The following is an 18522-nucleotide window of genomic DNA, read 5'->3' on the forward strand; positions in this document are numbered from 1 at the left end:
GACACCGGGCACTCGGCGCATCCGCCCGCCAACCCGGCATATGCATGCTGGTAGATATTTCTAACTGGCGGAAGGGGTGGCGAACCCTGGCGTTTTAGGGCGGATGTTCGAACACTGTGCATTGGTCCGGATGCCGCGCAGAACGGCGATCTGCCTCGACGGGCAATCGCGCTCGATTCCATCGTTCCGACAATCGATTCGAGTGTCATACCTTGATGTGAGGGCGATATCAGTCGTACGCTCCCATCGTTCCGTCGCCGCTGCACCCGACCAGGGGTACTTCATGGACCGCACCCGACTGCACGCCCTCCTGGCCCGCGAGAGCGCCGAGGCCGAAGGGCGAAACCCCCGTTCCCGGGCGGCATACGCTGACGCCGGCCATCTCTTCGGCCGGGTCCCGATGACGTGGATGAACAAGACCGCCGGAGCCTTCCCCCGGTACCTGGCGACTGCCCGTGGTGCCCGGGTCACCGACGTCGACGGGCACACGTACATCGACTTCTGCCTCGGGGACACCGGCGCGATGGCCGGTCACTCGCCGGCCCCCGTGACCGAGGCGGTGCACCGCCGGTTCGCCGAGCTGGGCGGGGCCACCGCGATGCTGCCGACGGAGGACGCGGAGTGGGTCGGCGCCGAGCTGACCCGCCGCTTCGGGCTCGCCCGCTGGAGCTTCTCGCTCACCGCGACGGACGCCAACCGGTGGGCGATCCGGCTCGCCCGCGCCGTCACGGGACGCCCGAAGATCCTGGTGAACAGCTACAGCTACCACGGCAGCGTCGACGAGTCCCTCATCGTCGTCGGCCCCGACGGCAAGGGCGTGCCCCGCCCCGGGAACGTCGGCGCGCCCTGCGACGTCACCCTGACCAGCCGGGTCGCCGAGTTCAACGACCTGGACCAGCTGGAGCGCGAACTCGCCCACGGCGACGTGGCGGCCGTCCTCATGGAACCCGCCCTCACCAACATCGGCATCGTCCTGCCCGAGCCCGGCTACCTGGACGGCGTGCGTGCCCTCACCCGGCAGTACGGCACGCTGCTCATCAACGACGAGACGCACACCTTCTCCGCCGGTCCCGGCGGCTGCACCGCCGCCTGGGACCTGGAACCCGACCTGCTGACCATCGGCAAGGCCATCGGCGGCGGCATCCCGGCCGGCGCCTACGGCCTCTCCGCCGACCTCGCCGAGCGGCTCCTCGCCCGCGCCGACCTGGACCTGGTGGACATGGGCGGGGTCGGCGGCACCCTCGCTGGCAACGCACTCTCGGTGGCGGCGACCCGGGCCACCCTGGAGCACGTGCTCACCGACGAGGCGTTCGACCACATGGACCGGCTCTCCGCACGCTTCGAGACCGGTGTGCGGTCCGCCGTCGAGACGCACGGCCTGCCCTGGTCGGTCAGCCGCCTCGGAGCCCGCACCGAGTACCGCTTCGCCTCCCCGGCGCCGCGCACCGGCAGCGAGTCCGAGGCCGCCGCCGACCCCGAGCTGGAGGACTTCCTGCACCTCTACCTCGCCAACCGGGGCATCCTCCTCACCCCGTTCCACAACATGGCCCTGATGTGCCCGGACACCACCGAGCAGGACGTCGACACCCACACCGCGGTGTTCGGCGCCGCCCTGCTCGAACTGGCCGGCTGAGGAAGAGGAAAAGGAAGGGGAAGGGGCGGGGACGTGGTGCACATGGACGACATCGACCGGGCCATCCTGCGCGAGCTCCAGGCCGACGGCCGTATCGCCTACGCCGACCTGGGCCCGAAAGTAGGCCTCTCCGCCTCCGCGGCCCGGCAGCGGCTGCAGCGCCTGCTGGACTCCCGGGCCGTGCAGGTCGTCGGCGTCACCGACCCGATGGCCATGGGCGGCCAGGCGATGGCCCTCCTGGGCGTCGGCGTGGACGGCGACCCCCGTGCCGTCGCCGACGCGCTCGCCGGACACCCCGAGGTGGTGTACTCCGTGTTCACCTCGGGCGGCTTCGACCTGTTCGCCGAGGTGGTCACGCCCGGTCCGAAGGACCTGCTCGACTTCGTCAACGACGTGGTCCGGCCGATCGAGGGCGTCCGCGAGGTCCGGCCCTTCCCGTACTTCGGCATCCACACCCACCGCTTCCTGTGGGAGGTGGGCTGAGCGGTCCGGCCGACGGCGGTGCCGGGAGCTCAGCCGATGGCCGGGGTCAGCACGAGCATGGTGGTGTCGTCACGCACCTCGTAGCGCCCGGACAGGTCCCCCCACACCAGTTCGGTGAGTGCGACCGCGTCCACGCCCGCGAACCCGGCGAGCCGCTCCGGGAGCGGATAGAAGGACCCGGCCCCGTCGCGCGCCTCCCAGACCCCGTCCGAGGCGATGAACAGCCGGTCGCCCGCCCCCAGCTCGACCGTGACCTCCTTCGCCGGGTCCACTCCCACCAGCCCCAGGCCCAGCGGAGCCCCCGGCGCGACGGCCACTTCCTGGGCCTGCCCGTCCCGCAGCAGCACGGGCGGCGGATGACCGCAGGCCACGATCCGCACCGACCGCAGATCGGCGGAGAACTCCAGCAGCAGGGCGGTGGCGAACAGCTCAGCGTGCGGGACGCCGGCCGAGTCCACCGTCAGCCTGCGGCCCATCCGCGTCGCCACCGACTCCAGGTCCGGCAGATCGAGCACCGCCTCCCGGAACGCGCCGAGCAGCGACACCACCGTGGCGACGGCGGCCAGCCCGTGCCCCCGTACGTCCCCCATCACCGCCCGGACCCCGTACGGGCCGTCGCGCACGTCGAAGAAGTCCCCGCCGACCAGCGTGCCGTGCTGCGCGGCCCGGTACAGCCCCACGCACCTCACCGCCCCGACCCGCTCCGGCAGCGGCGGCAGCACGGCCCGCTGTACCGCCTCGCCGACCGCCCGCTCGGTGAGCAGTTGGGCGTCGCGGTGACTGCGCACATAGGACACGAACACACTCAGTAGCGCCACGAAGGTGACCGTGAGGAGGTCGGTGTCGCCGGGATGGTTCAGATGGGTGGCGGGCACGTTGAGCAGGAGCACCACCAGGCAGCTGAGCACGGCCGTCGCCAGCGGTCCGTAGGAGAGCACGGCCAGCGGCGGGATGGCCCCGAGGAGGAAGGCGAAGTCCTGTCCGTCGGGGCTGATCAGCGTCGCCGCCGTCACCACTCCGAGCAGGACGACGGGCAGCACCCGGACCCAGCGTGGCGGCGGCGCACCCTGCAACCAGCCACGACCGTCCCGGTAGCCACGCGACGACCAGCCGCGCACCGAAGTCACATCCCTAAGCTACGCCCGTGCCCGGTCACCGGACCCGCCTCGATCTTGAAAAGCCGCCCATGGAAAACCCGTGGACGCGTCAGCGCCGGGCCCCTAACGTATGAGCGCACGCCCGAGACCGGACGGAAGGAGGCGAGTGCGATGTACATCACACCCATCCCGCGCTCCCTCCCCGTTTCCCGGGCGTGACAGGTCAGAGCTGACCCGGGAGCGCTCCCCGTAGTACGCATCCCGGAGGAATCCGTGACCGATCCGGTCATCCGCACGCTCGACGACAGCACCGCTCACCTCTTCGACACCCTGCCCGACCCGCTGCGTATGCGGGAGAAGCACCAGCGCACCCGGTTCCGGCCCGACTGGCAGCGCGTCGCCCTGCGCGACGGGCGCGTGGTCGCCCGGGCCGCCTGGTGGGGCGCCCCCGAGGCCACCGAGCCGCTCCTGATCAACTGGTTCGACGTGGCCGAGGGCGAGGAGGAGGCCGGCGCGGAGCTGCTGCGCGGCGCGCCCTGGCAGGTCGAGGAACTGGAACTCGACCTGCCCACGGGCTGGCACGACGTCCCCGCCCTGCGCACCGCCGCCGAGACCCGCTTCACCGCCGCCCGCAAGGCGGGCTTCGAGCTTCTGGTGGAGCGGTACAACTACCGCTGGACGCCCGAGTGCGGTCTGCCCGGACGGCCGGGCCGCCTCGTCTTCACCCCGGAACCCGACGACCGGGTGTTCTTCGACGCCCTGCGCCGCATCCACTCCGTCACCCTGGACGCCCACGCCCGCCGTGCCATCGAGCAGGGGGGAGTGGACCAGGCGGCCCAGGAGGAGATGGACTTCTTCCACTGGATGCCCTCGCCCCGCGAGTGGTGGCAGATCGCCCGCACCCCCGACGGCGAGCCGGTCGGCATCCACATCCCCGGGCGCAACCCGGCAGGGCCGTGTGTCGGCTTCATCGGCGTCCTGCCCGAGCGGCGCGGGCACGGGTACGCCTACGACCTGCTCGTGGAGTGCACGCACTTCCTCGTCGAGCACGGCGCCGAGTTCATCGCCGCCGCCACCGACCAGGGCAACGTCCCCATGGCCGCGCACTTCGCCCGGGCCGGATACCCCGTCGTCCGGGAGCGGGTGAACTTCTGGGCGGCGGCCGCTGTCAGTGCCGGGTGACATGCTGACAGCAGGGTGATCGACAGCTGACGGGAGAGGCCGGCATGGGGTTCGAGGGTGACGTCTGGCAGGTGCGCGGCGGGCGGGAGCCGGTCGGCGAGATCCTCATCGACGAGGCCGACTTCCCCTGGCTGCACGGCACCTTCACGCCCGGTCCCGGCTTCGCCGGCGTCCGGGACCTCTTCGCCCGGGAGCTGGTGCTGGCCGACGACGAGGACTGGGAGGCCTGGGAGGAGGTCCAGGGCGAGATCCGCCGTCAGGTCTCCCTGATCTCGCCGGACGGCCCGGTCCCCGAGTTCCTGCTGCACATCGAGGGGGACCGGGCCTGGTTCAGATGGAGCGACGAGCCGTTCGACAAGGAGTAGCGCCCCGAAGGGGCGCGGGGCCGCATTGAACGTGCGGCTACCGCCGCGTGGGCGCGACCAGCCACGACGGCGCCGCGGACGAACGACGGCGCATCGCGGCAACTCCAGCGGTGCGCCTAGCCGATGTCCTTGCCCAGCACGGTCTCCGCCTCCGCGAGGATCTCGGTGACCCGCAGGGCGAAGGCCGCGTCGCACGGGTGCGCCCGGCCCGTGCGCGCGGCGGTGACCAGGGCGTCGGCGGCCCGGGTGAGGGCGGGGACCGCTCCTTCCGCACTCCTCGGAAGGAGCGTGACCCCCGCCTCGCCCCGCAGCTCCACATCGGCCCCGGCCGCCGCCGGGGGCGCGGTGAGGCTCAGGGTCACCGTGCTCGACGCCCCGCCGGCGTGGTCGAGGACGAGATGGACGGTGTCCGCGGGGCCGTGGACGGCGGCCGCCACCCGCCGTACGTCGCCCAGGACCGGCAGCAGCACGGACAGGGCGTGCGGGCCCACGTCCCACAGCGCGCCCTTCTCCCGCCGCCACGGCGAGTCGGCGAACGGGCTCTCACCGGCGAACAGCGAGCCCAGCCAGTGCGCCCGGGCTGTGAACCACCCCGCGGTGGCGGCCTGTTCACCGATCCACGCCTCCGGCTCCGGCTGGAACCGGGTGGTGAAGAACACCACGGAGGCGACCCGGGCCCGCTCGGCCGCCTCCACCACCGCTCGTCCCTCGGCGACGCCGAGGGCGAGCGGCTTGTCCAGCAGCAGATGCCGGCCCGCCGCCGCGGCCCGCACCGCCAGTTCCGCCTGGACGACCGGCGGCAGCGCCACCGCCACCGCGTCCACGTCGCCGAGCAGCGCGTCCACGTCGTCGTACGCCCGGACGTCGTGCTCCTCCGCCAGCTCCGCGGCAGCCTCGGGGCGACGGCCCCACACCCCGACGAAGTCCAGCGAACCATGCCCCGCCAGCGCGGGGGCGTACGCCGCCCGTGCCCAGGGCCCCGTCCCCAGCAGTCCGATGCGCATCTCGCGTTCCTTTCTCCGTACCCGGTTCCACATCGTCGCCCAGCCCGTCAAGGCGTCGTGCTCCGCCCGCCGTTGGCGTACGACCGGCTCCGGTCGGTGCCGTGCGCCAGCCAGCCGGCGATGGTCTCGGCGATCGGCTGACCGGTGTCCATCTCGACGAACCCGAACTGGCCCGACTGGTTGCACTCCAGGAACCACCAGATGCCGTCGGCGTCCTCCGCGAAGTCGAAGGCACCATAGGCCAGCTCGGCGTCCTTCATATACGTGCGGACGGCCTCGGCGACTCGCGGCGGTACCTCCGCCTCCCGCCAGGGAGAGTCGGACGGTGCGAACCGGACGTCCACGTCGTCGGGGTGGGCGTCCGGGCTCACCGGCTTGCGGGCGGCCAGCAGCCGCTCGCCGACCACCGTCAGCCGGATGTCGGCCCGCTTGGCGACCCGCCGCTGCAACAGCGTCGGGCCGAACGCCACCGCCGCGAAGTCGGTGTCCGGCGCCACCCGGCTGGTCGGCACCGCCCGCGGCGGCTCCTGCGGATGCGCGCCCGACACCGGCTTGACCACGAGGTCCGGGAACCGCTCCGCGAACTCCCGGGCCGCCTGCGGAAACGTGGTGATCAGCGTCGCGGGCACGGCGAGCCCGCTGCGCTGCGCCAGCCGCAGCTGCCACGGCTTGTGGCGGGCCCGGCGGGCCGCGTCCGGATGGTTCATCCAGCGCGCCTCGGTCCCGCGCAGCATGCCGTACAGCGCCTGCTCGGACTCCTCGGTGAGCCAGCTGGACGGTTGCACCGCCCGGGAGGCCGCGACCCCCGGCCTGCGCAGCCATATGGAACGCAGGCCGTTCATGCTCACCAGGCGCCCGTTCACGGACAGGTGTCCGCGGCTGACGCCCTGCACATACTCGCCCGACAGGGCCACACCGCTGGTCAGATCCGCAGGATCGAGGCGGACGACGGGCACTCCGGCCTCGTGCAGCCGGAGGACCACCATGTCCGCCGTCACGTCCTCGTCACTGGTCAGGATGAGCACGGTCATCGTGTGGATCCGCGATCAGTCGTCGAAGTGCGTCTTGGAACCCGCGGTGGAGGTCGTGGTCCCCAGGGCTCTGAGCGTTGCGTGATCGGTGGCTGCGATCCGGCCATCGTGGAGAACGTTCAACTGCAGTCCGGAGTCATACGCGTACGGAGTGGTGACGTCCAACTGCACTGCGGGGCGTGCGTAGTTGAGCGCGAACGGTTGCATGGTCTCTCCCTGTTTCGTTCTTCCATGCACTTATACGATTCGAACGCGTGGTTGGTTTCCTTACTCTGCGTAATCTCAGCCCGAATTAAGAGCTTGTTAAGGGAGAAGCGGCGAATCGCTCCTGCACGTGGCCGATTTCACATTCCTGTCCGGCACATGACGGTGTCACATGTCCGCGTAATTCCGGGATGTCGTCAAAGCCTGTTCGGCATAGCTCCGTCCGAACAGAACGGCATGCACCAGCAGCGGGAACAGCTGGTGCAAGCCGATCCGCTCCGCCCAGCCGTCGGCCGGCGGAGCGGCCTCCCGATAGCTCTCCACAATCCGGTCCAGATACGGGCAGCCGAAGAGCCGGAGCATCGCGAGGTCGGTCTCGCGGTGCCCGCCGTGCGCGGCCGGGTCGATCAGCCGCACCCTGCCGTCGGCGCCCCACAGGACATTGCCGCTCCACAGGTCGCCGTGCAGCCGGGCGGGCGGCTCGGGCGGCCCGGCAAGCTCCGGCAGCCGCTCGCAGACCCGCTCGATCACGGCGGCCTCGCCCGGCCGCAGGATCCCCCGGTCGACCGCCGCCCGCAGATACGGCAGCAGCCGGTGCTCGGCGTACCATCGCGGCCACTCGGTGCCGGGCTCGTTGCGCATCGGGGCGCGGCCGATCCAGGCGTCGCGCGGGCCGTCCGGCGGGGCCGCCCCGAAGGCCGGGGCGCCCGAGGCGTGCAGGGCGGCCAGGGCGCGGCCGAAACGCGTCGCCGCCTCGGCGCCCGGCCGCCCGGTGGGGACCAGCTCGGTCACCAACCACCGCTCGTCGTGCCCGAGCACCTCCGGTACCGGCACCGCCCGGGCGGCGGCCAGCCAGCGCAGCCCGGCCGCCTCGGCCCGTACCGCCCCGGGGCCGTCGCCGCGCTTGACCATGACCGCGGGACCGCCCGCGAACGTCACCTCCGCCAGGCCGTCCGACCGTGCCCGCTCGGCAGAGACCGGCCGGCCGGTGAGCCCGGCGGCCGCCGCGCCCGGGCCCTCACCGCAGTCGACCACGGTCACCGGCGTACGGGCCGCCTTCGGCCGCCCGGCCGTTCGCGTTCACGGAGAAGCGGCTCTGGCGGTCGACGGCGAGAGCGGGCCGGGCGGCGGTGACGACGCCGGCGACGGCCGGGATCCCGGAAGTTGTGCGCATACGGTTCACTGCGGTGATACCTCCCCCTGCGGTACTCATCGGGCCGTAGCGAAGAATCCCATCCTCCTCGCCCGGAAGCAGCTCAATTTCCATGGAGCGGTGGCCACCACCCCCGTCGACCCGGTGCGGCCGACCTGAGCCTCGCCGCATCGCCGCCACCAGGGCACAAGGCCCGGTCAGGACGCGCACGGCGGAGGGCCCCCTTGACCACGGCATCCGTGCTGATGGCCGACGCCTTCGAGATCCAGCCCTACACCTCCCACTGGCGCGTCATCCACGACGAGGGGGCGCACGCGGTGATCGGCGTGTCGGTCGGCGACGGACGTGTGCGCGGAGCTCCCGCTCTTCCTCGACACCCCCGCCATCCTCCGCGTCCCGTCCTCCCTGTCTGCTACCACCAGCGGCTGCCGATGGCCGAGTTGCTGTACGGCCGCGGCGCCGGCCTGCGTGCCTCCCGCAACCAGGGACACGCGACCGTCACCCCCGCAGCCGCGAGGGAGTGTGACGCACCGGCCGCGTGAACCGCGGTCCGGAGCGGCCGCGCGAGAACCGACGGCATCCCTCAGACGGCACCCTTCAGGCGGCACCCTTCAGGCGGCACCCTTCAGCGCCGGGACGCCCGAAGCCGTCCGATCGCGTTGCCCAGCAGCTCGGTGAACCACAGCGTGCCGTCCGGGCCGGCGGCGAGCCGGAAGGGTGCCTTGTCGGGGCCGGACGCCAGCGGTACGACGGTGACCCTGCCGTCCGCCGCCACCCGTCCGATCCGGCCCGACCGGTCGGTGAACCACACCGGGCCGTCCGGTTCCGCCGCGATCCCGCCGGGGTCGCCGTCGGTGCCGGGCAGCGGGAACCGGGTGACACGGCCGGTGGCGTCGATCCGGTCGACGGAGTCCGACCCGGACGCGGTGAACCACATTCCGCCCGGCCCGTCGACGATGTCCTCGGGGAAGTCCGCGCGGCTCGGCAGCGGGAACTCGGTGATCCGGCCGGTGGGTTCGATCCGCCCCACCCTGCCGCCGGCCAGCTCGGTGAACCAGAGGGCACCACCGGCGCCGGCGGCGATGCCGTACGGAAGGGCGGCGGCCGTGGGCACCGGGTACTCGGTGACCCGGCCCGCGGTCGTGATGCGGCCGATACGGTTGCTCCCCAGCTCGGTGAACCACAGCGCGCCGTCGGGTCCGGACGTGATGCCGGCGGGCGCGCTCGCGGCCCTGGGGAGGGCGAACTCGGTGACGGCACCGGAGGCCGTGATCCGTCCGATGCGGCCCGCCGACTGCTCGGTGAACCAGAGGGCGCGGTCCGGTCCCCGGGTGATGCCGAAGGGTGTGCTGTCCGGCGTCGGAGTGGGATACCCGGTCACCGTGCCGTCGGCCGTGACCCGCCCGATCCGGGCGGCGCCGGACTGGGCGAACCACAGGGCGCCGTCCGGCCCGGTGGTGATGCCGGCGGGGAGGCTGTCGGCGATGGTGGTGATCGGATACTCCGTCACCGCACCGCCCGCGGCACGGGCCGGGGCCGCTACGGCGACCACACCGGTCATGACACCGACCAGAAGTGCGAGCGGGCGGTGTGGGAGGCAACCGGTCATGTGTGGTCCTTTTCCGACGGACTGTCAGACCGAGCCTAGGCAGGACCGCACCACGGGACGACCTGACGGAGGCGGAAGGGGGAGGCGGGCCGGTTTCGACGGGGCCGGAGGCGCCGGGCGAGGCGGTTTCGGCGGGGACCGGAGCGGCTGCGCCCGCCCGACTCGCTGGCCGCACCCGAACGGGCCATGGCCGCCTTCACCGTGCCCCGCGGGCCGGGCCGTCTCGTGCTCACCGTCACGGCTCCCGGTCTGCCGCCCGCGAGCCCCGCGCTCCCGGCGTGCACAGCGAATTCCCAGTAACTCCCTTGTTACGCAAGCATTGACGCGCCCCACGTGTCCCTCTAGTTTCTGATCGGTTTCCCGAACCGTGTCCGAAATCCCGGACATTCCCCCTCGTCTGGAGCGCACATGAACGGCACCCCCCTGTCGCGCCGTCATTTTCTCGGCATGGCCGCGACCGTCCCCCTCGCTGCCACCGGCGCCCTCGCCCTTGGCGCCGGAGCCGCCCAGGCCGCGACCAACTCGGCCTACGTGATGTGCTACTTCACCGAGTCCCCGGACATGCTGGCCGCCAACTACGGCCTGCACCTGGCCGTCAGCACCGACGGCCTCCAGTGGACCCCGCTCAACCAGAACGCCCCCGTCGCCACCCCCACCGCGGGCTCCCTCGGCCTGCGCGACCCGTTCATCCTGCGCAAGCAGGACGGCACCTTCGTCGTCCTCGCCACCGACCTGTACGGCACCGACTGGACCTACGTCAGCCAGTACATCCACGTCTGGGACTCCACCGACCTGCGCACCTTCACCGGGTACCGGCGGATGAAGCTGCACGACATGGACACCCACGCCTGGGCGCCCGAGGCCTTCTGGGACGCGGGGCGCGGCACGTACGGCGTCATCTACTCCGCCGTCAACGACAGCGGCCACAACGTCATCATGATCAACTACACCGGTGACTTCATCACCGCCGGCGCCCCCCAGGTCTTCTTCGACCCCGGCTACGACGTCATCGACGGCGACCTCGCGGTCGGCGTCAGCGGCGTCAACTACCTGTACTTCAAGAAGAACTCGACGCTCGTCGGAGCCCGCTCCACGTCACTGGACCCCGGCAGCTTCACCGAGTTCTCCACGGCCGTCTCGCACAACGGCACCGAGGCCCCGACCCTGGTCAAGTCCCTGACGTCCAGCTCGACCTGGTACCTCTGGGGAGACACCTGGGACCCCAACGGCGTCTTCTACGCCTGGCAGACCAGCGCCCTGTCCGCCGGCACCTGGACCGCCCTCGACCAGAAGATCTACACCCAGCCGCTCAACTCCAAGCACTGCGGCATCCAGCCCATCACCACGACCGAGTACAACAACCTCGTCGCCCAGTGGGGCACCCCCACCTGGAACCGGCTGAAGTCCTACAACTACCCGGCCAGATACGTCCGGCACAGCAACTTCATCGGCCGGATCGACGAGTACGCCTTCGACCCGTACACCGACGGCTTGTGGAAGCTCGTCCCCGGTCTCGCCGACAGCAGCGGTGTGTCCTTCCAGTCGGTGAACTACCCGACCCGCTATCTGCGCCACTACAACTACCAGCTGCAGCTCGACGAGAACGACAGCACCACGTCGTTCGCCCAGGACGCCACGTTCTACCGGACGGCCGGCCTCGCCGACTCCTCCTGGTCCTCGTTCCGCTCGTACAACTACCCGACGCGCTACATTCGCCACTCCGACTACGTGCTGCGCATCGACCCCATCTCCACGAGCACGGACCAGGCCGACGCCACCTTCCGCGTCGGCTACTGACACCTCGGCGGGCCCGTCGTGCGGCGACACGCCGACGACGGGCCCACGACCGCCCGAATGGCCCTCCGCCCCCGCGCGGGATTGACCCAGCCGGGCGGTGTTGGGCGTGTCGTCACCACGGATGGGCGGCCTGGATGGTGCGAGCCGGGGGGCTGGCTGACGGTGGTTCATGTCGGGGCCGGGTCGTTACAGCTGATGGAGTATCGGCGCCCGGCCACGGCGGAAGGACATTGAGATGCGTTCTGCCCGCATGATCCTCGCGACGACGGCCGCCACCGCAGCCCTCGCGTTTTCCGCCCCCGCAGCCCAGGCCGCGATCGCGGGGGACTGGGACGACGGAGGCCGTGACGACTCTTCCTACAGCAGCGACGACAGCAAGTTCGACCCCGAGAGCTACAAGGGCAACGACGACGAGCAGAAGGGGGACCAGGGAGGCAAACAGGACCAGGGAGGCAAGCAGGACCAGGGAGGCAAGCAGGACCAGGGAGGCAAGGACGACCAGGGGGGCAAGGACGACCAGGGGGGCAAGGGGAAGGACGAGAGCGGCTCGTCGTGGGGTGACGACGAGGAGAGCAGCCGGCCGCACGGCGGCATGCACACCGGCGGCGGCGGCCTCGCCTCGCCCGGCGTCACCGCCGGCGGGCTGGCCGTCCTCGGCGTAGCGGCCACCGGTGCCTACGCGCTGCGGCGCAGGAGAGTCCCCGGGCCCGTGTCCTGATGCGCCAACGCATACGGGGGTCGCGGTGCCGTGCCCCAGAAAGGTGACCTCCGATGGCAGCTGGCCTCGCCACCCCGAACCCCGACGATCCCGACGGCCCGGACGACCAGGACGGCCCCGGCGGCACCCCGCGCGGCGGCCGGCTGCCCGTGTGGGGCATCGCCGTCCTGCTCCTGGCCGTGGCGCTGATCGGCGGACACACCAGCGGCTCCGGCACCACCAGCGGCAGCCGGGCCGAGAGCACCGACGCCGTCCCCTCGGAGGATCCGCGCCGGGCCGGCCAGGCGCTGCCCCGGTCCACACCGACCCGCCTGCTCATCCCGAAGATCTCCGTCGACGCCCCCTTCACCGTGCTCACCATCGGCTCCACGGGTCAGCTCCAGCCCCCGCCGGCCGACAACACCAACCTCGTCGGCTGGTACTCCAGGGGCGCGGCGCCCGGCGAGGCGGGCACCGCGATCATCGCGGGCCACGTCGACACCAAGACCTCGGCGGCCGTCTTCGTCAGGCTGGACGAACTGGAACGCGGCGACCGCTTCACGGTGAGCCGGGCCGACGGCACGGACGCGAACTTCGTGGTCGACGACGCCGACACCTTCGCGAAGGACGACTTCCCCAGCGACCGCGTATACGCGGACACCCGCCGTCCCGAGGTGCGCCTGATCACCTGCGCCGGCAACTACGACCACGACGTCAAGGACTACACGGAGAACCTGGTGGTCTTCGGCCACCTGGTCTGACATCACATCAGGGACGCGGGTCAGCCGCCGGTGGACTCCCGCACCACCAGACGGAACGGACCGGTGAACTCCTCCCGTTCCGGTCCCGGGCCGCTCCGGTCGATGCGGGCCGCCAGCAGGGCGACCGCGCGTTCGGCCATCAGGTCGTGGTCCGGGTCGACGGTGGACAGGGAGGGCACGAGGTACGCGCTCTCGTCGACGTTGTCGAAGCCGATCACCCTGACCTGCTCCGGCACCCGGACCCCGGCGTCGGCGAGGGCGCGCAGCACGCCCATGGCCACCGTGTCCGTCACACAGAACACGCCGTCGAAGCCGAGGCCGTCCGCCATCCGCTCCCGGACGCGGCGGGCGGCCTCCTGCATGGTGAACGACCCGGCGGTCACGACCAGTTCCGGGTCCGCCGGCAGCCCCGCGGCCGCCAGCGCCCGCAGGTACCCGGCGTGCCGCAGGCTCGACACGTCGACCTCACCGCCCGGCCGCCCGCACACGATGGCGATCCGCCGGCAGCCCCGCTCGACGAGATGGCGGGTCGCGGCCTCGGAGGCGGCCTCGTTCGGCATGGCGACATGGTCGACGGGCCCGCCGAAGATCCGCTCGCCGAGGATCACCACCGGATGGTCGACGTCGAGCGCCCCGACATCGGCCGGTCCCATCCCGACCGTGCTGAGGATGAGGCCGTCGTAGAGCCGGTTGCGGGACAGGGAGAGGGCCGCCAGCTCGTTCTCCCGGCGGGCGCCGGTCTGCTCGATGCTCACCCGCAGGCCGTGCCGGGCGGCCGCCGCGATGATCGAGGCGGCCAGCCGGCCGTAGTACGGGCGGTTGATCTCGGGGACGGCCAGGCAGATGGTCCCGGTACGGCCCCTGCGCAGGTTGCGGGCGGCCACGTTGACCCGGTAGCCGAGCCGGTCCACCGCCTCCAGGACGCGTTCCCGGGTGGCCGGGCGGACGTTGGGGTGCCCGTTGATCACGTTGGAGACGGTCATCGCCGACACCCCGGCGGCCTTCGCCACGTCCTGGATCGTCGCCACACTCACTCCCGCCGGTCGTCCTCGGCAAGACGATAGAGGGCGGCACCGTGGGCGGGCAGCACGGCCACCAGTTGCCGGCCGTCGTGGGCGGTGCCGGTGCGGGTCCACAGCTCCCGGACGCGATCGCGAGGGGTGGCTCCGACCGCCCCCAGTGGCACCTCGAAGCGCCGCTCCTCGTCGGCCAGCGAGAACACCGCCGCGTACCGGGTGTGCCCGTCGGTGTCCCGGGCCGTCCACAGCACCAGGTCCCGCTCCCGCAGCACCTCCTGGTTGCCGGTGCTGTGCCACAGGACGTCGAGGGCCTCGTCGTTGGTGAGCAGCGCGATGGTTCCGGGCGGGGAGGTGGGCAGGTCGCCGCCCATCATCAGCGGGGAGCGGGAGATCAGCCAGAGGGTGAGCAGGCTGACCTGCTCGGGGTGGGTGAGGGCCGACTGGCGGTCCGCGCCGCGCTCGGCGCGGATCCCGATGTGGCCGAGCGGCAGCATGTCGGCGTCCGCCCAGCCCTGCCGGCCCTGCCAGGGGGCCCAGCGGGCCATGCGTGCGAACTGCGCCTCGACGTCCTCCCAGCGGTCCCACAGGTCGTCGCAGACCCGCCACATGGTGGCGTGCTCCCGCAGGTGGTCCAGGCGGGCGAGGGACATGTCGGTACCGGGGGAGAGGCTCAGTTCGATGGCCCGCCCGCTGCGCTCGATCGCCCGCGCGTAGGCGGCGATCTCCCGCTCGTGGTACGGGAAGAGCATGTCGTCGGCCTTGACGAAGTCGACGCCCCAGGCGGCGAACTGGGCGACCTGGGAGTCGTAGTAGGCCTGGGCGCCGGGGTGGTCGTGGTCCAGGCCGTAGTTGTCGGAGTTCCAGGGGCACACGGAGTCCGTGTCGGCCATCTCCGCGGCGGTGAACTCCGTCCCGAGCACGGGCAGTTCGGCCTCCACTGCGCGCCGTGGGATGCCCCGCATGATGTGCAGCCCGAACCGCAGGCCCATGGCGTGCACCCGCGCTGCCAGCGGCCCGAACCCCGCCCCGCCCGCGGCCGAGGGGAACCTGTTGGGGGCCGGGAGCTGGCGGCCGTGGCCGTCGAGGACGAGCGGGGCGTGCGGGTTGTAGCCGTGGGCGCGGGCGGTGGGCTCGTACCACTGGATGTCGACGACGACGGTGTCCCAGCCGTGCGGGAGCAGGTGCTCGCGCATGAACTCCGCGTTGGCGAGGACCTCTTCCTCGGTGACGGTGGTGCCGTAGCAGTCCCAGCTGTTCCAGCCCATGGGCGGCCGCAGATGGCGGGCGGGCAGCGGACGTGCGGATCGGGTCATGTGCGCACTCCTGCGGGTCAGCGCTGGTTCAGGGGAGCCTGGACGGTCACGAACGAGTGGGGCGGGAGGCTGAGCCGCACTCCGCCGCCGGTCACGGACACGCCGTCGAACGCCCGGGGGGTGACGGCCGCCGAGGCCTCGGGGGTGTTGTGGGCCTGGAGCTTGTCGGCGGTGAGAATACGGGCGGCCGGCTCGCCGAGGGTGCCGCCGCGCAGGTCGAGGGTGACCTCGGTGGGTTCCTCGGCGTCCAGGTTGCTCAGCGAGATCAGGACCGTGCCGTCCTTGACGCTGGCGGAGGCCGACAGGGTGTCGAGTTCGGCGTCCCCGAACTGGCGCCGGGTGCCCTCGCCGCGTACGTGCACCGGGAGCGACGTGGCGTCCTGGTGGCCCTTGTTCATCTCGAAGACGTGGTAGGTCGGGGTCAGCACCAGGGCGTCGCCGTCGGTGAGGAGCATGGCCTGGAGGACGTTGACGGTCTGGGCGATGTTGGCCATGTGCAGACGGGCGGCGTGCTTGTGGAAGATGTCGAAGTGGGTGCTCGCCACCAGCGCGTCGCGCAGGGTGTTCTGCTGGAAGAGGAAGCCGGGGTTGGTGCCGGGCTCCACGTCCCACCAGGTGCCCCACTCGTCCAGGACGAGACCGACCGTGCGGCCCGGGTCGTAGACGTCCATGACCGTGGAGTGGCCGGTGAGGATGCGGTCCATGCGGCGGGCGGACAGCATCGTGCGGTAGTGGTCGTCGGCCGTGAACCCGGTGGCGCTGCCCTTGGCCTCCCAGGGGCCGGAGAGCGTGTAGTAGTGGACGGAGAGGCCCTGGAAGAAGTTCTTCGGGGTGGCCTCGCAGCCGAAGCAGCTGATCTGCTGCATCAGCGTCTCGGTCCACTTGTAGTCGGCGTCGGAGGCGCCCGAGGCGATCCGGTAGAGCTTGTTGTCGCCGTGGTCGCGGCAGTACGTGGCGTACTGGCGGGCCAGGTCGGCGGAGTACTCGGCGCGCATGTTGCCGCCGCAGCCCCAGGTCTCGTTGCCGATGCCCCAGTACTTCACCCGCCAGGGCTCCTCGCGGCCGTTCTCCTTGCGCAGCCGCACCATCGGGCTGTCGCCGTCCCGGGTGAGGTACTCCACCCACTCGCTCATCTCGCGGACGGTGCCCGAGCCGACGTTGCCGCTGATGTAGGGCTCGGCGCCGAGGAGTTCGCACAGGGCCATGAACTCGTGGGTGCCGAAGTGGTTGTTCTCCTCGACGTTGCCCCAGTGCGTGTTGACCATCCGGGGGCGCGACTCACGCGGGCCGATGCCGTCCTGCCAGTGGTACTCGTCGGCGAAACAGCCGCCGGGCCAGCGCAGGTTGGGGATGTCCAGGGCACGCAGCGCCTCGACGACGTCCAGGCGGATGCCGCCCTCGTTGGGGACCGGGGAGTCCTCGCCGACCCAGAAGCCGCCGTAGACGCAGCGGCCGAGGTGTTCGGCGAAGTGGCCGTAGAGGTGGCGGCTGATCGTCGGGCCCTCGATGTCGAGGTTGATGATCGCGGTGGCGGTGGGCACGCGGGTACTCCTGACCGGATGGCGATGTTCGATATATGGAACGGAGTTCGCAGACTCGGTTGTATCGATAAAAATCTGCCATCGGGCCGTGATCGCGTCAAGAGTGCGGACAGCCCGGCCCCTCTGCGTGCACAGAGGGGCCGGGCTGTCGGAGGCGAGGCGGTCAGACCGCCGTCGCCGGGAACGTCGGGTACTCGACGCCGGAGACGTACTGGACGACCCGGACCACCTGGCAGGAGTAGCCGAACTCGTTGTCGTACCAGAGGTAGAGGATCGCGTTGTCGCCCTCCACCTTCAGCGCGCCGGCGTCGACGATCGACGCGTGGCGCGAGCCGATGAAGTCGCTGGAGACCGCGTCCGGGGCGGTGATGAAGTCGATCTGGCGCTTCAGCGGCGAGGTCAGCGACACCTCGCGGAGGTAGTCCAGGACCTCCTCGCGGGACGCCTCGCGGGCCAGCTGGAGGTTGAGGATCGCGATCGACACGTCCGGCACCGGGACCCGGATCGAGCTGCCGGTGATCCGCGCCTTCAGGTCCGGCAGCGCCTTCGCCACGGCGGAGGCGGCACCGGTCTCGGTGATGACCATGTTGAGCGGCGCGGACCGGCCGCGGCGCTCCGACTTGTGGTAGTTGTCCAGCAGGTTCTGGTCGTTGGTGAACGAGTGCACGGTCTCCACGTGCCCGCGCAGCACCCCGTACTCGTCGGCCATGGCCTTCAGCGGCGGCACGATCGCGTTGGTGGTGCAGGACGCGCAGGACAGGATCTGCTCGTCCGGCTTGACGGTGTCGTGGTTGACGCCGTGCACGATGTTCGGGACGTCGCCCTTGCCCGGCGCGGTGAGGACGACCTTCTCGATACCGGGGCGCAGGTGCTTGGACAGGCCCTCGCGGTCCCGCCACTTGCCCGTGTTGTCGATGAGGATCGCGTTCCGGATGCCGTACTCCGTGTAGTCGACCTGGGACGGGTCGTCGGCGTAGATCACCTTGATCTCGTTGCCGTTGGCGAGGATCGTGCTGTTCTCCTCGTCCACGGTGATCGTGCCCTGGAACTGGCCGTGGATGGAGTCGCGGCGCAGCAGCGAGGCGCGCTTGACGATGTCCTCGCCGCCTGCGCCGCGCACCACGATGGCCCGCAGGCGCAGGCCGTTGCCCGAGCCGGCCTTCTCGATGAGCAGCCGGGCGACCAGACGGCCGATGCGGCCGAAGCCGTACAGGACGACGTCCCGCGGCTCCCGGCGGTCGATCTTGTTGGCGCCGGTGGCCCCCGCGACCTCCTCCGCGGTGAACGCCTCGACGCTCAGGCCCCGGTCGTCGGCCTTGTAGGTCGCGGCGAGCATGCCGATGTCGATCTGGGAGGGGCCGAGGTCGAGCGTGGTGAGCGCCTGCAGGAACGGCATCGTCTCGGTGACCGAGAGCTCGGCCCCGTCGATCTGGCGGGCGAAGCGATGGGTCTTGAGGATGCTGACCACCGACTTGTTCACCAGGGAGCGGCTGTGGAGGAGGACCGTCACGTCCTGCTCCCGGTGCAGCTTCCCGATGAGCGGGATCATCGACTCCGCGATCTCCTCGCGGTTCTTCCAGTTGGTGAACGAGTCGTCGTTGACAGTCACAGACCTGAATCTCTCGATCGAGCT

At 71.5% G+C, this 18522-nt stretch carries 19 protein-coding genes; 8 read left to right on the forward strand and 11 right to left on the reverse strand.

What is annotated here, in order from left to right; translation table 11 throughout:
- Nucleotides 1–283 precede the first annotated feature (283 nt).
- Both KVT45_RS17410 and KVT45_RS17415 read left to right on the forward strand, forming a co-directional pair.
- The gene (locus KVT45_RS17410; protein WP_217548440.1) at nt 284–1633 is read left to right on the forward strand and encodes a transaminase; all 1350 of its coding nucleotides are present in this window, start codon (nt 284–286) and stop codon (nt 1631–1633) included.
- Between the two features lie 42 nt (nt 1634–1675).
- The gene (locus KVT45_RS17415; RefSeq protein WP_089102895.1) at nt 1676–2116 is read left to right on the forward strand and encodes an Lrp/AsnC family transcriptional regulator; all 441 of its coding nucleotides are present in this window, start codon (nt 1676–1678) and stop codon (nt 2114–2116) included.
- A gap of 29 nt (nt 2117–2145) precedes the next feature.
- On the opposite strand, the gene KVT45_RS17420 is transcribed toward KVT45_RS17415, so the two are convergent.
- A complete protein-coding gene (locus tag KVT45_RS17420; protein ID WP_217548442.1) occupies nt 2146–3243 on the reverse strand; it encodes a PP2C family protein-serine/threonine phosphatase in 1098 nt (365 codons plus the stop codon).
- Between the two features lie 243 nt (nt 3244–3486).
- Here KVT45_RS17420 and KVT45_RS17425 point away from each other — a divergent pair, with 243 nt between their 5' ends.
- Together KVT45_RS17425 and KVT45_RS17430 are read left to right on the forward strand one after the other, a co-directional pair.
- Nucleotides 3487–4395 carry a GNAT family N-acetyltransferase gene (locus KVT45_RS17425; protein WP_217548443.1) on the forward strand — a complete coding sequence of 303 codons (909 nt, stop codon included), beginning with the start codon at nt 3487–3489 and terminating at the stop codon, nt 4393–4395.
- 44 nt (nt 4396–4439) lie between these two features.
- Complete coding sequence (locus KVT45_RS17430; protein WP_217548445.1) at nt 4440–4760, forward strand: hypothetical protein; 321 nt, start codon at nt 4440–4442, stop codon at nt 4758–4760.
- A 116-nt stretch (nt 4761–4876) separates the two neighbouring features.
- On the opposite strand, the gene KVT45_RS17435 is transcribed toward KVT45_RS17430, so the two are convergent.
- The 5 genes from KVT45_RS17435 to KVT45_RS17455 all read right to left on the reverse strand — a co-directional run bounded on the left by KVT45_RS17435 (nt 4877) and on the right by KVT45_RS17455 (nt 8173).
- Complete coding sequence (locus tag KVT45_RS17435; protein WP_217548447.1) at nt 4877–5764, reverse strand: Gfo/Idh/MocA family protein; 888 nt, start codon at nt 5762–5764, stop codon at nt 4877–4879.
- A 47-nt stretch (nt 5765–5811) separates the two neighbouring features.
- Nucleotides 5812–6795, reverse strand: a complete 984-nt coding sequence (gene tgmB / locus KVT45_RS17440) for an ATP-grasp ribosomal peptide maturase (protein ID WP_217548449.1) — start codon at nt 6793–6795, stop codon at nt 5812–5814.
- A 15-nt stretch (nt 6796–6810) separates the two neighbouring features.
- On the reverse strand, nt 6811–7002 hold the full coding sequence (gene tgmA, locus KVT45_RS17445) for a putative ATP-grasp-modified RiPP (protein ID WP_089102565.1): 192 nt from the start codon (nt 7000–7002) through the stop codon (nt 6811–6813).
- Between the two features lie 165 nt (nt 7003–7167).
- Nucleotides 7168–8034, reverse strand: coding sequence for a fructosamine kinase family protein (locus tag KVT45_RS17450; RefSeq protein WP_217548684.1), 867 nt, complete (start codon nt 8032–8034; stop codon nt 7168–7170).
- The gene (locus KVT45_RS17455) at nt 8018–8173 is read right to left on the reverse strand and encodes a hypothetical protein (RefSeq protein ID WP_217548451.1); all 156 of its coding nucleotides are present in this window, start codon (nt 8171–8173) and stop codon (nt 8018–8020) included. Before KVT45_RS17455 ends, KVT45_RS17450 begins: the two co-directional genes overlap by 17 nt.
- A 203-nt stretch (nt 8174–8376) precedes the next feature.
- Here KVT45_RS17455 and KVT45_RS56345 point away from each other — a divergent pair, with 203 nt between their 5' ends.
- Nucleotides 8377–8694, forward strand: coding sequence for a tRNA-dependent cyclodipeptide synthase (locus tag KVT45_RS56345; protein WP_254646924.1), 318 nt, complete (start codon nt 8377–8379; stop codon nt 8692–8694).
- 83 nt (nt 8695–8777) lie between these two features.
- Here the strand turns inward: KVT45_RS56345 and KVT45_RS17465 are convergent, their stop codons facing one another.
- Nucleotides 8778–9761: a hypothetical protein gene (locus KVT45_RS17465; RefSeq protein ID WP_217548452.1), complete on the reverse strand. Its 984-nt coding sequence runs from the start codon at nt 9759–9761 to the stop codon at nt 8778–8780.
- 408 nt (nt 9762–10169) lie between these two features.
- Here KVT45_RS17465 and KVT45_RS17470 point away from each other — a divergent pair, with 408 nt between their 5' ends.
- The 3 genes from KVT45_RS17470 to KVT45_RS17480 all read left to right on the forward strand — a co-directional run bounded on the left by KVT45_RS17470 (nt 10170) and on the right by KVT45_RS17480 (nt 13016).
- Nucleotides 10170–11558 carry a glycoside hydrolase family 43 protein gene (locus KVT45_RS17470; RefSeq protein WP_217548454.1) on the forward strand — a complete coding sequence of 463 codons (1389 nt, stop codon included), beginning with the start codon at nt 10170–10172 and terminating at the stop codon, nt 11556–11558.
- A gap of 235 nt (nt 11559–11793) precedes the next feature.
- Entirely contained in the window at nt 11794–12276 is a 483-nt protein-coding gene (locus tag KVT45_RS17475) for a hypothetical protein (RefSeq protein ID WP_217548456.1), read from the forward strand.
- 53 nt (nt 12277–12329) lie between these two features.
- Nucleotides 12330–13016, forward strand: a complete 687-nt coding sequence (locus KVT45_RS17480) for a class F sortase (RefSeq protein ID WP_217548458.1) — start codon at nt 12330–12332, stop codon at nt 13014–13016.
- A gap of 20 nt (nt 13017–13036) precedes the next feature.
- On the opposite strand, the gene KVT45_RS17485 is transcribed toward KVT45_RS17480, so the two are convergent.
- The 4 genes from KVT45_RS17485 to KVT45_RS17500 all read right to left on the reverse strand — a co-directional run bounded on the left by KVT45_RS17485 (nt 13037) and on the right by KVT45_RS17500 (nt 18498).
- Nucleotides 13037–14044 carry a LacI family DNA-binding transcriptional regulator gene (locus KVT45_RS17485; protein ID WP_217548460.1) on the reverse strand — a complete coding sequence of 336 codons (1008 nt, stop codon included), beginning with the start codon at nt 14042–14044 and terminating at the stop codon, nt 13037–13039.
- 2 nt (nt 14045–14046) lie between these two features.
- On the reverse strand, nt 14047–15348 hold the full coding sequence (locus KVT45_RS17490; protein WP_254646925.1) for a glycoside hydrolase family 27 protein: 1302 nt from the start codon (nt 15346–15348) through the stop codon (nt 14047–14049).
- Nucleotides 15349–15365: 17 nt separating this feature from the next.
- Entirely contained in the window at nt 15366–16889 is a 1524-nt protein-coding gene (locus KVT45_RS58100; protein ID WP_217548461.1) for an alpha-N-arabinofuranosidase, read from the reverse strand.
- A gap of 163 nt (nt 16890–17052) precedes the next feature.
- Complete coding sequence (locus KVT45_RS17500) at nt 17053–18498, reverse strand: glyceraldehyde-3-phosphate dehydrogenase (RefSeq protein ID WP_217548463.1); 1446 nt, start codon at nt 18496–18498, stop codon at nt 17053–17055.
- Nucleotides 18499–18522 lie beyond the last annotated feature (24 nt).

This window comes from Streptomyces sp. GbtcB6, from assembly GCF_019091475.1.
GTDB lineage: Bacteria > Actinomycetota > Actinomycetes > Streptomycetales > Streptomycetaceae > Streptomyces > Streptomyces hyaluromycini.